A 13,417-nucleotide genomic window follows, 5' to 3' on the forward strand; every position below is an offset into this window, starting at 1 on the left:
GTCAGCACTGAACGTGCGCGTTCGCGCATCCAGTTCCTTCATCTGCCCATTTATAACTGCCGTACTAGCGGTCAAGCCGGTAGATCTGGCCGCGCAGATCGTCGATCAACGGCACGATCGCCAGCACGGTTAACAGTCCTGCCAGGGGAATCGTTGCCGCGTATCCGATGTGCTTGAACCCCATCGCGCCCGTGACACCCCCGATGAAGAACATGGTCAGCATCGTCCCCAGCACTTTCAGCTTCGCCCGATTCGCGAGTACGGAAGGCGTGGTGGCGTCGACCCTGGAAGAATTCCAGTAGAAGAGCTTGCCGAGTTCGATGCCGATATCCGTCACGATGCCCGTCATGTGGGTGGTCCGGATTTCCGCACCGGACAGCTTCGTGATCAGCGCGTTTTGCAACCCCATGATGAAGCAGAGCAGCACGACCGTCGTGGGCACGAACAGAGGTTCCCACAGGGCCAGGTGACTGCCGAGCAGCCCGAAACACAGGAGCAGGCCAGCTTCGATCAACAAGGGTGATGCGTACTGGCTGTTCAACCGCCTGCGCCCTCCCCAATTGACAAGTACCGCGGAACAGGCGGCACCGAGCAGGAACGAGATCAGCGATCCGGCGCCCGCAAGCACGAGTGAAAGGTCCCCCAGTGCAGTCTGGTCAGCAATTGCAGATACCACCCCGCTCATATGGGACGTGTATTGCTTGACCGCGAGATAGCCGCCAGCGTTGGTCGCACCTGCCACGAACGCGAGCGAAAAGCCAAGCTGCCTGTTGGCGTCAGTGCTGCGATGCTTTCCCGTCAAGGTCCGGAAATAGTGTGCTGGCATCAGGTATCGACTCGTGTGTTCGCGGGTCCGAAGCGCGCTTCGGCGCAAACAAGGACCGGTGCAACAAGCTGGTTTTCCAAAATTCCACATGCAGGGCGCAACCCTGCGTTCCCGACGCCTCGAACGAAGCCGGCGAGTTCTTCGCGAATGCCGACAACGCATCACGCGTGCATCACGTGTGGAATCGGGTCAATAAAGCTGCTAGGATGATAACGCAATTATCATCAACTGGTAACTTGATCCCCCGGGCGAACACCCCCTCCAGACGGTGAGCGGCGCGCGTGCCGCCACGGTTGCATACGCGGCGGCAACAGCGCAGCGTCAACGCGGTTCGTGGTGGCAGGAGGACGAAACCCGGCAGGCGACAGAATTCCGGTCACCCCGCGCGCCATTTTGAGGAGAAGTGCCATGTCGCTTGGCGACACGCTTGAAGAACACTGGATAGCGGGCGTCTCGTTGCGTAACGGAATGGAAATGCACAAGCGCGTGAGGCTTGTCGCGTCCGCATTTGGCAACGAACGATGCTGCACGCTCGGACGCTGGATTCACGAAGACGCCCAACGGTGGGACGACGCTCCCGAGCTTCTGCAACTGAAACTGGCGCACGCGAGCTTCCATACCGTGGCGCTGGTGATTGCCATTGCCATCACGCAAAAGCGCATCGCTGAAGCAGCGGTGATGCTGGAACCGGACGCACTCTTCGAAAACGCAGCGCGTATGCTCGCTCATGCGGTGTCGTGTTTTGAAAATCGCCGGGTAACGGGGACGCTCCCCACGCCGGTCCGGCATGGGGAAATCCACTAAGACTGTCGCGGCTCACCGGTCGCGGCACCACGCCGGTTCGGGCAACCGGTCGCGCAGTTTCAGGAGAACATTGGATTGTCAGCCGATCACAACCAACTCAGGCATGCCCTCGCCGAGCAGTGGGGAGAAACGTTTGGAAAGCCCGTGGTACGCGATGAACCATGCACGCGGTCGCTGTGTTTCGACGCTTTCAGCATACAAAGCTCAATGCGCAGAGGTAATCCGCTGGAACTCGACCTCGCTTATACGCGGGCCATGATGTCATTCCAGCTTTTTCAGTCCGACCCCAAGGACATCCTGATCGTGGGTCTCGGCGGGGGATCACTGTCCAAATACTGCTTCCATAAGTTTCCGTCGGCACGCGTGACCACCGTTGAAATCGACGAGAGAGTGATTGCGTTACGCGAATCCTTTTTCATTCCGCCTGATTCAGAAAGATTCCAGATCGTGCACGCCGACGCGGTCGAGTACCTCTCGGACAAAGTTGGCGTCGCCGATGTGATCCTGCTCGACGGCTTCGACGCGTTTGGCCTGCCCGCCGGCCTGTCGAGCCAGTACTTTTACGATTCCTGCTACAGCGCCCTGCGTAACGAAGGTGTGCTCGTAGCCAACCTGCTGAACAGCGACCCGCAGCTCACCACCTACCTCGGCCGGATACGTGGTGCCTGCAACGGAAAGCTGTTTCGCACCATGGCGCGACGCGAAGGCAACACCATCGCCATAGGCGTGAAGCAGGCAAACGTGCCAGGATGGCTTGACCTCTACGCTCGCGCGGAAGCCATCACGATATCGATGGGACTTGACCTGTACCGGTATGTCAAAAAAATGGAACGCCACCATCGCGGCGAACCGGCCTCACGACACCCTTCGTCCGGCAAGGCAGCTGTTAGACAAGACATTTGACGGCACCGGAGAGAACGCCAATGGAACACTTGCTGATCATCCATTATGTGCTGCTGGTAGTCGCGGGCTGGCTGGTCGTTGGGGTGTTGGGGCTGGCCAATCTGCGCCGCACACGTGTGGTGGCGCACGGCCTGTTTCCTGTCGGTGCGGTGTTCGGCCTGCTGCTGTGCGTACTGGGCGTGGCTGGCGTTTTCGCGGGTCCCCAGGAAGCCATCCTGCCGCTCGGGTTGCCGAACCTGCCGTTTCATTTAAGGCTTGACGGCTTGTCGTCGTATTTCGTGGCCGTACTAGGCGTGGTGAGCACAGGCGTGAGCGCGTTCTCCGCCGGCTATTTCCGCAAGGGCGAGGGCACTCCGCCCGGGTTGCTGTGTTTTGAGTATCACGTGTGCCTCGCGAGTCTGGCGGTCGTGCTGCTGGCCGACGATGCGTATTGCTTCATGGTTGCGTGGGAGACATTGACGCTGTCGGCCACCTTCCTGGTGATGACCAATCACCGCATAGCCGAGATTCGCCGGGCAGCCTACTTGTATTTCCTGATTTCGCATGTCGGCGCACTGGCATTGCTGTTGTGCTTCGGGCTGCTGCAGGCCAACACGGGCGACTACACGTTCGCCAACATGCGGCTCCAGCATCTGGATGTGTTCTGGGCTTCCGTCGCGTTCCTGCTGGCACTGTTTGGTTTCGGCGCGAAGGCGGGGATTTTTCCGCTCCATGTCTGGTTGCCCGAGGCGCATCCCGCAGCGCCCTCGCCGGTGTCTGCCCTCATGAGCGGCTTCGTGCTGAAGGCCGGCCTCTACGGCCTGCTTCGCACGGTGTTCGATCTGCTGCATGTCCAACTGTGGTGGTGGGGTGCGTTCATGCTGGCGCTCGGCCTCTTCACCGCCTTGTTCGGAGTGGTGTTCAGCACCGTCCAGACAGACATGAAGCGGCTGCTCGCCTACTCATCCATCGACAACATCGGTCTGATGTTCGTCAGCATGGGACTCGCGATCCTGTTTCGCGCGTATGGCATGAACGCGCTGGCGGCGCTGTCGTTGACGGCGCTGCTGTATCAGATCGCCAGCCACGCGACGTTCAAGAGTCTGTTGTTCCTCGGAACCGGTTCAGTGCTCCACGCAACGGGCGAACGCAATCTCGGACACCTGGGCGGCCTGATCCGCTTCATGCCGTGGACCGCGTGGGTGGTCCTCGTGGGTGTGTTTGCCAGTGCCGGCCTGCCGCCATTGAGCGGCTTCGTCTCCGAATGGTTGCTGCTGCAAAGCTTTCTGTTTACCCCAGGCTTGCCGAACTCGTTCCTGAACATGGTAGTGCCGCTCGTTGCCGCGCTAATCGCGCTGGTGGCCGCGCTTGCGGGTTATACGATGGTCAAGTTCTTCGGCATCATCTTTCTCGGTCAGCCCCGCGAGGCGAAGCTGAGCGACGCACGGGATGCGAGCCCGTGGGAGCGGGTGGGCTTCGTGTGGCTCGCGGCAATATGCATGCTGCTAGGTCTGCTGCCGGTACAGTTCGTGATCGTTCTCGATCGCGTCACGCAGATGCTGGTCGGCGCCGGCATCGGACAAACTGTCGCGAAAAATGGCTGGCTGCTGCTGGCGCCCACTAGCGTAGACCGGGCCAGTTACATGCCGGTGGTGTTTTTGCTGTTCTTCTTCGCCTGTTGCGGGCTCGCTTGGCTGCTGGTCCGCCGTCTCTACCACGGGCGCCTGCGTCGGGCCATACCCTGGGCATGCGGCTACCCGTTCGTGAACGCACGCATGCAGGACACGGCCGAAGGGTTCGGGCAGCCGATCCGCGAGATCTTCACGCCGTTGTTCAAGATCGAACGGCAACTCCCCTCGCCGTTCGACACGCACCCCGTATATAGCGTCACCGTGACAGATCGCACGTGGACCCTGATCTATGAGCCTGTGGCGCGGTTGGTCAAGCGCGTTGCTGCACTCGCCGGGTTGCTGCAGGCGGGCCGCATCGCGGTCTATCTGATGCATAGCTTCCTCGTGCTGATTGTCCTGCTGATCCTGGTGAGACGATGATCACGCCCTCCGGACTGCTCTCGCAGGGACTCGAGATCGTGCTTGCACTCGCGGCCGCACCCTTGCTGACGGGTTGGGTCAACATGTGTCGCGCACGGTTGCAGAACCGGCGGGCGCCGAGCATCTGGCAGCCCTACCGAATGCTGCACAAGCTGTTCAACAAGGAGTCCGTCGTGGCGGAGCACGCAAGTCCCGTGTTCCGCGGCGCGCCCTATATCGTGTGGGCGTGCATGACACTCGCATGCGCGATCGTGCCGACGCTTTCAACGGACCTGCCGCTGTCGCCGGCCGCCGACGCCATCGCCCTGGTGGGCCTCTTCGCACTGGCCCGGGTCTGGATCTCGCTGGCTGCGATGGACGTCGGCACCGCGTTCGGCACGCTCGGCGCGCGCCGCGAGATGCTCGTCGGGTTCCTCGCGGAGCCGGCGTTGTTGATGGTGTTGTTTTCGGCGTCCTTGCTCACGCAGTCCACCTTGCTGACCAGCATCGTGGCAACGCTCAGTCACCGCGAGTTGGCGATCTATCCGAGCCTCGCATTCGCGGGGATTGCATTCACGATGGTGTCGCTTGCCGAGAACGCCCGGCTTCCAGTCGATAACCCGACCACGCATCTTGAACTGACGATGATCCACGAGGCGCTGATTCTTGAGTACTCAGGCAGGCACCTCGCGCTGCTGGAATGGGCCGCGAGCCTCAAGTTATTCGCGTATTCCTGCATTGGTCTTGCCTTGTTCATCCCGTGGGGGATTGCCGAAGCGGGCAATCCGCTCGCCCTGCTTCTTGCAATACCGGTGCTTTTCATCAAGCTGTTTGTTGGCGGCATCGTGCTCGCGGTGATCGAGGCGAGCAATGCGAAGATGCGCATTTTCCGCGTGCCGGAATTTCTCACGACGGCTTTCCTCCTGGCGGTGATCGGGATGCTCGTTCACTTTCTACTGGGGGCATGAATGCACGGCTTCGCCACGCAGATCATCAACTTCCTGGCCGCCATCCTGTTGCTGCTGTCGTTTGCGATGCTCAGCCAGCGCCGGATGCAGTCGTTGATTCACCTCTATACGCTGCAGGGCCTGACGCTTGTTTCAGCCAACCTGATATTGGGGTTCATCACGGCCGATACGCACCTCTATATCTCCGCTGCGCTGACCCTGTTGCTCAAGGTGGGCGTGATTCCCTCGATACTTTACAGGCTGGTGCGGCGCCTGAACGTGAAGACGGACGTCGAGCCGCTCCTCAATATTCCCGCCACCCTGCTGATAGGCATTGTGCTCGTCATCATCGCATTCAACGTGGCGTCGCCCATCAGTCAGCTTGCCTCGTCGGTCGCGCGCGGCACACTCGGCATTGCACTCGCCTGCGTATTGTTGTCGTTCATGATGATGATTACGCGCGCAAGGGCGATCCCTCAGGTGATCGGTTTCCTGTCGATGGAAAACGGCCTGTTCTTTGCCGCCGCGGCTGCCACCAACGGCATGCCGATGATCGTCGAACTCGGCATCGGGTTAGACGTGCTGGTGGGCATCCTGATCCTTGGCGTATTCATGTTCCAGATTCGCGAGCAGTTCGACAGCCTCGACATTCATCACCTCGAAAAACTCAAAGATGACTGATGCCTACGTCCTGCTGCTGGTTCTCGGCATCCCGCTGGTCGCGGGCGGATGTCTCGCGCTTGGCGGACAGCACCATGTCGCGCCGAACCTCAACGTCGGGTTCAGTTTCCTGACGTTCATGGCCGCCACGCTGCTCGCCGTGCAAACCGTGGCGCACGGGCCGGCTTTCGCGCTCGGCAAGCTCTTCTTCGTCGATCCGCTCAATGTGTTCCTGGTCACGCTGACGGCCTTCGTCGGCTGGACCACCTCGATTTTTTCAAGGCCATACATGCGGATCGAGCGTGACCGCGGCAAGATGACCGGCGGGCGCATGCGCCTCTACCACAGCATGTACCAACTGTTTATCTTCGCGATGCTGCTCGCGCTGCTCACCAACAACATGGGGATACTCTGGGTCGCCATGGAAGCCGCCACGCTCGCGACCGTGCTGCTGGTCAGCGTGTACCGGACTGCAGCAAGCCTGGAAGCCGCGTGGAAATACTTCATCCTGTGCGGCGTCGGCATTGCGCAGGCGTTGTTCGGCACGATCCTTCTCTACCTCGCCGCGAGCCGGCAACTCGGCGGCAACGATGCGCTGCTCTGGACCAGTCTGAACGCGGTCAAGGGAAGCCTCGATCCGACCATCATGTCACTCGCGTTCGTGTTCCTGCTGATCGGCTACGGCACGAAGGTCGGCCTGGTGCCCATGCACAACTGGCTGCCCGATGCGCATGCCGAAGGTCCGACGCCCATTTCGGCCGTGCTGTCTGGTTTGCTGCTCAACGTCGCGCTCTATGCGGTGTTGCGCTGCAAAGTGCTCGCGGATGGCGCACTTCAGAACGGCTTGCCCGGGCGCCTGCTGATCGGCTTCGGGCTGGTTTCGGTGCTCGTCGCGACCTTTTCCATGTTCCGGCAAAAGGACGTCAAGCGGCTCTTTTCGTATTCATCGATCGAACACATGGGCCTGATGACGTTCGCTTTCGGGCTGGGTGGCCCCATCGCGACCTTCGCGGGTCTGCTGCACATGACGGTTCATTCGCTTGTCAAATCGGCCATTTTCTTCACCGTCGGGCACGCGGTTCAAAAGGCTGGTACGCAGACGATGGACGACATCCGGGGATTGTTGCGCGTGAGCCCAACCGTCGGGTGGGGCATGATGCTGGGCGCGCTCGCCATTTTGGGCATGCCGCCATTCGGCGTGTTCGCGAGCGAGTTCCTGATCCTGACCACCGCGATGAGCACGCTGCCATGGGCCACGCCCTTCCTGCTGCTCGCGCTTGCCGTGGCGTTCGCGGCCATCTTCGTGCGCGTGCAGGGCATGGTGTTCGGGGAAACGACGGCCAAGACGCTTGAACACTCGCCGGCATTGCTGCCGGTGTTCGTCCATCTCGGCATCGCCCTGATGCTGGGGCTCTACATTCCGCCGTATCTTGCGACGTGGTATAGGCAAGCGGCGGCCATGATCGCGGGGTAACACATGCGCATCGAGGCATTCGAGTTTCCCAATCAGGTCCGCCTGTCTGCATTCGCGGGCAAGTCTTCGGCTTTTCTGGCGCGAATCGATGCCGATACGTGGACCCGCACCGCCGGGACGGTGCGCGAGGCGGGCGGGCGGCTGATCTCCGTGTGGGGTGCCGAACAGGCCGCGGGCGCATTCGTGATCTCTGCCGCTTACGCGCTGGAAGACGGCGTCCTGTGGCTTCAACTGCCCGTAGGCGACGGGGACGGATACCCGGATCTGTCGACCGTCTTTCCGTGCGCGGCGCGCATGCAACGGGCTGCCTACGATCTGCTGGGGCTGCGGGCGATCGGCGCCGACGATATCCGGCCGTGGCTGAACCATGGCAACTGGCCCGCCGACTACTATCCGCTGCAAAAATCATCCTCCGGGACCGAACGATTTGAATCGCGGGAAGCCGACTATCCGTTCGTGCCGGTCGCCGGAGACGGCGTCCACGAGATTGCGGTGGGGCCGATCCACGCAGGCGTGATCGAGCCGGGGCACTTCCGCTTCTCAGTTGTCGGCGAAAAAGTGCTGCGACTTGAGGAACGGTTGGGCTATGCGCACCGGGGCATCGAGCGGCTGTTCGAGCGCACGCCGCTGCTGCTCGGGCATCGTCTGGCGGGACGGATCGCTGGAGACACCACAGTCGCCTTCTCATGGGCGTTTTGCATGGCCGTGGAGCAAGCGCTCAACGTCCGCGTTCCTTCGCGCGCGCTGTGGCTGCGGGCGATGTTGCTCGAGCGTGAGCGCATCGCCAACCATCTGGGCGATCTCGGAGCGCTTGGCAACGACGCCGGGTTTGCGTACGGCCTCGCCCAGTTTTCGCGCCTGAAGGAAGACTGGCTGCGCATGAACGACCGGGCTTTTGGACATCGTTACCTGATGGATCGAATCGTGCCGGGAGGTATTGCAACGGACCTCGATCCGCGCTTCATCACCGCGATGTCGACGCAGTGCGACCAGGTTGAAGCGCAGGTTCGTGTCATGCAAACCATTTACGACGACCAGTCGGGACTGCAGGATCGTTTCGCGGGTGCGGGCATTCTCTCTGCGAAGGTAGCGCAGCACTTCGATGTGTGTGGGCTGGTCGGACGTGCAAGCGGCCGGAAGATCGATGTGCGCGTTGATCACCCGTACGCGCCATACCATGAGGTTCAGGTGCAAATGGTCAGCGACGATCGGGGTGATGTGACGGCGCGAGTCGCTGTCCGCTTCAACGAGATCTACGAGTCCATCCGGCTGATCCGGACCCTCCTGAGCGATCTGCCAGACGGCGACATCGTGACACGGATCGAGCACGACGGCTCACCATCCTGCGGGGTGGGCTGGATCGAAGGCTGGCGTGGCGATGTTTTCGTCGCACTCGAAACCGGCGCGGGCGGCACCATTACGCGCTGCCATTGCCATGACCCGTCGTGGCAGAACTGGCCGGCCCTTGAACATGCGATCATCGGAAATATCGTTCCTGATTTCCCGCTGATCAATAAGTCGTTCAATCTGAACTACGCTGGACACGACCTGTAATGTGGCAACTTCTCAAACAGATCGCCAGGACCGACGCGCCTACTCAACGTGTGCCCGAGGGCGATGACGCATGGCGTACCGAGGGCCATCGGATCCAGCAGGAAATCCTCGACGTGCTAGGCCGCGCGCTGTGCATTCGCGAGATCGACGCGGGCTCCTGCAACGGCTGCGAACTGGAGATCAATGCGCTTAGCAATCCGTACTACAACATCGAAGGCCTGGGAATCAAGTTCGTTGCCAGTCCCCGTCATGCCGACATGCTGCTGGTCACCGGACCGCTCACGCTGAACATGAAGGAAGCGGTATGGCGAGCGTACGAAGCAACGCCGCATCCCAAGCTGGTCGTCGCGGTCGGCGAGTGCGCGTGCACGGGCGGCATCTTCAGGGAAAGCTACGCGGTGTGCGGACCGCTCTCGACTCTGCTTCCCATCGACGTCACGATACCGGGCTGCCCCCCGCCTCCCATCGATATCCTGAGGGGCATTCTCACTGCGCTTCGCGTGAAACACCTACCTCCATGATCTCCACCGGCGACGTGTGCTGACTGTGGTCGTGGGCATGGTTTTCACGCGCTGGACGGGCAAACTGCGTCATCGACGGGCTCATACCTCAAGCTGTTCAAGGACTCGCCCTTTCGTCTCGACGCCCAGAAAATGAACCGCTACCGCGGCCAGCATCGGCACGATCGCGAGCAGGTACAAAGCCGTGTCGAGATGACCGCCGACGAGCGTCTTGCCAACCATCGCGGGGGCGAAGATGGCCGCCAGCTTCAACCACGCACCGGCTACGCCGCAACCGAACGCACGGATGCTGGTCGGATACAGTTCGGGCGTATAGACGTATGCCGTGATGAATCCGCACGACATGAACCCGATGGCAAACGCGCAGCACGCCGCGACCACATACACCGACTCGTTGTGGAACACACCGGCGAGCGCCAGTGAAACCGCGCACAACACGAACGACACGTTGATGACCGGTTTGCGGCCCACCTTATCCACTATCAGCGCACAGATCACGGACCCCACCACGCCAAGGAGCGACGCCGCCACGGCCAGATTCAGCGCCAGTTGCAGGGGCGAGTGATAGACAGTCTTGTAGATCGTCGGCAGCCAGGTCGACAGGCCATACTGAATGACGCCGCAGGTCATCCACAGCAACGCGACCGCGATCGTACGCTTGATATAAGCAGCCCCGAAGACATCACGTGCACGACGCTTGGGATGACGATGCGCCATTGCGTCGAACTCGGTGGTGGTAGACAGCGGCGGCAACGGTCCCTTGACCGTTGCTTCGAACGCCTTGAGCGCGTGGTCGGCGTCGTGCATACGATCTTTCGATGCCAGCCAGCGCGGCGATTCAGGCACGATCTTGCGCAGCGCGAAGAACAGGAGCAGAGGCACGCCGCCAATGATATACATTACCTCCCAGCCAAAGCGCGGCACAATCCAGGCACCCAGTGCATTCGATGCCAGCAACCCTATCGGGAACACTATTTCATACAGCAGAACGAAACGTCCCCGGCCGTGTGCCCGCGTGATCTCGTTGATATAAGTTGCCGCGACCGGCAATTCGCCGCCCAGCCCCAGTCCTTGCGCAATCCGCAGCGCGACGAAAACGGCAAACGTCGGTGCGAATCCGCAGGCAATGCTCGTGACGCCGATGATCCCGGAACTCCACGCAATCGAGCGCACGCGGCCGAAACGTTCGGCCAGCGCCGGAAAGAGGAATGCCCCGATCAACTGGCCGATCGAACCCGAAGCAATCAGGAATCCGATCTGTCCAGGCGTGAGACCCCACTTCTGGATCAGCAGCGGCAGCGTGGTCGCGATGGTGATGACGTCGAAGCCATCGAAGAAAGTCGCCGCGCCGATCAGGAAGCGCGCACGCACCTGCATCGGGTTGGTCGGCAGACGCTCGATCCGCGCGATGATCGAACCGGCGGTAAGCGCCCCCGAGGCACTGGCCCCGCCCTGCGCTGCAATCGTATTGCCTAACGTATTGCCAAACGTTCTCATGTCTGTACCTCGTCCTCGTATGCCGTCCATGGGGTTAAGCGAGCGCCTTGCTCGTATCGGCGAGGGTCGCGACGTCGATCTCGCGGCCCTGGCTCATCCACTTGCGCGCGAGCTTCAGGTCGCGCGGCATGTTGATTGAAATCACGCCGCGGATAACGCCCGCTTCCAGAAAGAAAAGACTCGCGCGGCGCGCGTCCAGGTCGCCGCGTATGACCGGTTCGATACCAGCGGGAATGTCGCCGAGTATCTGCAGGTTCACGTCGTATTGGTCGGACCAGAACCACGGAATTTCCGCATAGGGCTCGCGCGTGCCCATCAGCGCGCGTGCGGTTGCAATGGCCTGGTTTTGCGCGTTGGCCCATGATTCAAGCCTCACGCGACGCTTGAGCCACGCGTTCGGATGGTTCGAGACATCGCCGCAAGCGAAGATGAGCGGGTCGGATGTTGCCCCGAATTCATCGACCACGATGCCGTCGTTCACATCGAGCCCCACCTCTTGTGCAAGCACCGTATGAGGCGCCAGGCCAATCCCCGCGACCGCGAAATCCGCATCGAGCGTGCTGCCGTCCGCGAACGAGGCGCGCACCCCTTGCTCGTGATCGTCCAGCGCGACGAGCAACGCATCGAGCCTTACATCGACACCATTCGAGCGATGCAACGCCAACAGGAAATCCGACACCGTTTGCGGCAACGAACGGCCGCACAGACGCGCCGCACCTTCAATGACGGTCACCTCCACGCCCAGCTTGCGCGCCGTCGCCGCCACCTCGAGGCCGATCCAGCCGCCGCCGATCACGAGCACGCGCGCACTCTTTCGCAGTCTCGCACCAAGCGACACGGCGTCGTCGAGCGTACGCAGATAGGCGATGTGCGATGTCCTCACAAGCGATTCCGGCAAGCGCCGTGCAGCACCGCCGGTCGCAATCACCAACCGGTCATACCGCACCTCGCGGCCCCGCGATGTACGCACGATCCGTCGTTCGCGATCGATCGCCACGGCGCGATCCGGCTGCCATGCTTCTACGTTCAGCGCTGCGAAGTCATCGGATGAAACCAGGTGAACCGTGTCGATATCGGCGTCACCGGAGAGCACCGCTTTCGAGAGCGGCGGCCGCTCGTACGGCAAGTGAATCTCGTCGGCGATCATCACGAGGCGCCCCGTGAAACCGTCCTTGCGCAGCGTCTTGACGATCCATCCCGCCGCCTGCCCGCCGCCGATCACCACAACCGTATGCAGCTCGCTCAATGCCAGATCGTCAGCCATTTTTACGCTCCGTCATGAACTTCCCTTCCGGCGCCTTCGCGTTCTTTTGCCGGCGCGTGTTGCCGTCGAGACCGCCGTCGACGGCCCATTCCGCGAACACTGTCGGACCGGGTTCGAAATCGCGCGGTTGCCAGTCGGGCGTGAGCACGTCTTCATCGGCGTAGTACTCGATCAATCCGCCAGCGGGATTCTGGAAGTACCAGAAGTACGCGGACGACACCGGATGCCTGCCGGGCCCGAGTTGCGTCGTCCAGCCGCATCGGCTGATATGCAGGCCCCCGCCGAAGACTTCATGGATATCGCGCACGGTGAACGCGACGTGATTCAGCCCACGCTTGCCGTCGGGGAGTTGCAACAGGAACAGGTCGTGATGGCCGCCGTGCGGCGCGCAACGCATGAACGCGCCGCGCCCCGGATAGCGATCCGACGTCTCGAAGCCAAGCAGGTCGTGATAGAAATTTTCCTGTTCGGCTACGCAATTCGTGAAGAACACGACGTGACCGACTTCGATAGGTTCAGCGCGTTCATACACGGGACTCGGCGTATTGATGCGCAGATCCTGTCCCCACACATTCGAGGGCGAACCCTTGATATCAAGCGTGCGCTTGCGCGTGACTTCAACGCGGATAGCCATGCCGTTCGGGTCGATGCAACCCACCGCATCGCTGGTTTCGAAGTGACCCGGTTGACCCGCGAACTTCCCGCGCAAAGCGTCGAGTTCCGCAGCGCTCGCGACACCCCATGTCACTTCGCGCAGCGTCGGACCTGGTTCGAAAGCGGGTGGGAGCGCTGGATCGTCTGCATCGACGACCATGATCGTGCAGCCGTTCTGCGCTTCGAAACGCGCGTGGGTTTCGTCGTGCGCGACTTCTTTCAGGCCCCAGTCGCTGAAAAATGTCCTGCACGTTGCGAGGTCGGTCACGCCGTAGGTGACCTGTTCAATGCCAAGAATAGTCAT

Annotated in this window: 12 protein-coding genes; 8 read left to right on the forward strand and 4 right to left on the reverse strand. The window is 61.4% G+C overall.

Going from position 1 to position 13,417, the window contains the following annotated elements:
• Positions 1–64: 64 nt before the first annotated feature.
• Positions 65–826, reverse strand: a complete 762-nt coding sequence (locus ACSQ36_RS33325) for a YoaK family protein (protein WP_436185347.1) — start codon at positions 824–826, stop codon at positions 65–67.
• 408 nt (positions 827–1,234) lie between these two features.
• Between ACSQ36_RS33325 and ACSQ36_RS33330 the strand changes: the two genes are divergently transcribed.
• The 8 genes from ACSQ36_RS33330 to ACSQ36_RS33365 all read left to right on the forward strand — a co-directional run bounded on the left by ACSQ36_RS33330 (position 1,235) and on the right by ACSQ36_RS33365 (position 9,698).
• A complete protein-coding gene (locus tag ACSQ36_RS33330; RefSeq protein ID WP_436185348.1) occupies positions 1,235–1,630 on the forward strand; it encodes a hypothetical protein in 396 nt (131 codons plus the stop codon).
• Positions 1,631–1,837: 207 nt separating this feature from the next.
• Complete coding sequence (locus ACSQ36_RS33335) at positions 1,838–2,533, forward strand: fused MFS/spermidine synthase (protein ID WP_436186440.1); 696 nt, start codon at positions 1,838–1,840, stop codon at positions 2,531–2,533.
• 20 nt (positions 2,534–2,553) lie between these two features.
• On the forward strand, positions 2,554–4,563 hold the full coding sequence (hyfB, locus tag ACSQ36_RS33340) for a hydrogenase 4 subunit B (protein WP_436185349.1): 2,010 nt from the start codon (positions 2,554–2,556) through the stop codon (positions 4,561–4,563).
• Positions 4,560–5,510, forward strand: a complete 951-nt coding sequence (locus tag ACSQ36_RS33345; RefSeq protein ID WP_213764929.1) for a respiratory chain complex I subunit 1 family protein — start codon at positions 4,560–4,562, stop codon at positions 5,508–5,510. The genes hyfB and ACSQ36_RS33345 overlap by 4 nt, the downstream gene beginning before the upstream one ends.
• Positions 5,511–6,170, forward strand: coding sequence for a formate hydrogenlyase (locus ACSQ36_RS33350; RefSeq protein WP_213764928.1), 660 nt, complete (start codon positions 5,511–5,513; stop codon positions 6,168–6,170).
• On the forward strand, positions 6,163–7,623 hold the full coding sequence (locus ACSQ36_RS33355; protein ID WP_436185350.1) for a hydrogenase 4 subunit F: 1,461 nt from the start codon (positions 6,163–6,165) through the stop codon (positions 7,621–7,623). Before ACSQ36_RS33350 ends, ACSQ36_RS33355 begins: the two co-directional genes overlap by 8 nt.
• A 3-nt stretch (positions 7,624–7,626) precedes the next feature.
• Entirely contained in the window at positions 7,627–9,177 is a 1,551-nt protein-coding gene (locus ACSQ36_RS33360) for an NADH-quinone oxidoreductase subunit C (RefSeq protein ID WP_436185351.1), read from the forward strand.
• A complete protein-coding gene (locus ACSQ36_RS33365) occupies positions 9,177–9,698 on the forward strand; it encodes an NADH-quinone oxidoreductase subunit B family protein (protein ID WP_436185352.1) in 522 nt (173 codons plus the stop codon). Before ACSQ36_RS33360 ends, ACSQ36_RS33365 begins: the two co-directional genes overlap by 1 nt.
• 81 nt (positions 9,699–9,779) lie before the next feature.
• Here the strand turns inward: ACSQ36_RS33365 and ACSQ36_RS33370 are convergent, their stop codons facing one another.
• Genes ACSQ36_RS33370 through ACSQ36_RS33380 form a run of 3 tightly spaced genes read right to left on the reverse strand, consistent with a single transcriptional unit; the run spans position 9,780 to position 13,417 of the window.
• Entirely contained in the window at positions 9,780–11,195 is a 1,416-nt protein-coding gene (locus ACSQ36_RS33370) for an MFS transporter (RefSeq protein ID WP_436185353.1), read from the reverse strand.
• 34 nt (positions 11,196–11,229) lie between these two features.
• Positions 11,230–12,459, reverse strand: a complete 1,230-nt coding sequence (locus ACSQ36_RS33375; protein ID WP_436185354.1) for an NAD(P)/FAD-dependent oxidoreductase — start codon at positions 12,457–12,459, stop codon at positions 11,230–11,232.
• Entirely contained in the window at positions 12,452–13,417 is a 966-nt protein-coding gene (locus ACSQ36_RS33380) for a VOC family protein (protein WP_436185355.1), read from the reverse strand. Before ACSQ36_RS33380 ends, ACSQ36_RS33375 begins: the two co-directional genes overlap by 8 nt.

Origin of the sequence: Caballeronia sp. LjRoot34 (genome assembly GCF_964253815.1) — a bacterium.
Lineage (GTDB): Bacteria > Pseudomonadota > Gammaproteobacteria > Burkholderiales > Burkholderiaceae > Caballeronia.

Coding starts and splice junctions, on each gene's coding strand:
- ACSQ36_RS33325 (WP_436185347.1), bottom strand. CDS start 826: ATGCCAGCACACTATTTCCGGACCTTGACGGGAAAGCATCGCAGCACT.
- ACSQ36_RS33330 (WP_436185348.1), top strand. CDS start 1,235: ATGTCGCTTGGCGACACGCTTGAAGAACACTGGATAGCGGGCGTCTCG.
- ACSQ36_RS33335 (WP_436186440.1), top strand. CDS start 1,838: ATGCGCAGAGGTAATCCGCTGGAACTCGACCTCGCTTATACGCGGGCC.
- hyfB (WP_436185349.1), top strand. CDS start 2,554: ATGGAACACTTGCTGATCATCCATTATGTGCTGCTGGTAGTCGCGGGC.
- ACSQ36_RS33345 (WP_213764929.1), top strand. CDS start 4,560: ATGATCACGCCCTCCGGACTGCTCTCGCAGGGACTCGAGATCGTGCTT.
- ACSQ36_RS33350 (WP_213764928.1), top strand. CDS start 5,511: ATGCACGGCTTCGCCACGCAGATCATCAACTTCCTGGCCGCCATCCTG.
- ACSQ36_RS33355 (WP_436185350.1), top strand. CDS start 6,163: ATGACTGATGCCTACGTCCTGCTGCTGGTTCTCGGCATCCCGCTGGTC.
- ACSQ36_RS33360 (WP_436185351.1), top strand. CDS start 7,627: ATGCGCATCGAGGCATTCGAGTTTCCCAATCAGGTCCGCCTGTCTGCA.
- ACSQ36_RS33365 (WP_436185352.1), top strand. CDS start 9,177: ATGTGGCAACTTCTCAAACAGATCGCCAGGACCGACGCGCCTACTCAA.
- ACSQ36_RS33370 (WP_436185353.1), bottom strand. CDS start 11,195: ATGAGAACGTTTGGCAATACGTTAGGCAATACGATTGCAGCGCAGGGC.
- ACSQ36_RS33375 (WP_436185354.1), bottom strand. CDS start 12,459: ATGGCTGACGATCTGGCATTGAGCGAGCTGCATACGGTTGTGGTGATC.
- ACSQ36_RS33380 (WP_436185355.1), bottom strand. CDS start 13,417: ATGACTATTCTTGGCATTGAACAGGTCACCTACGGCGTGACCGACCTC.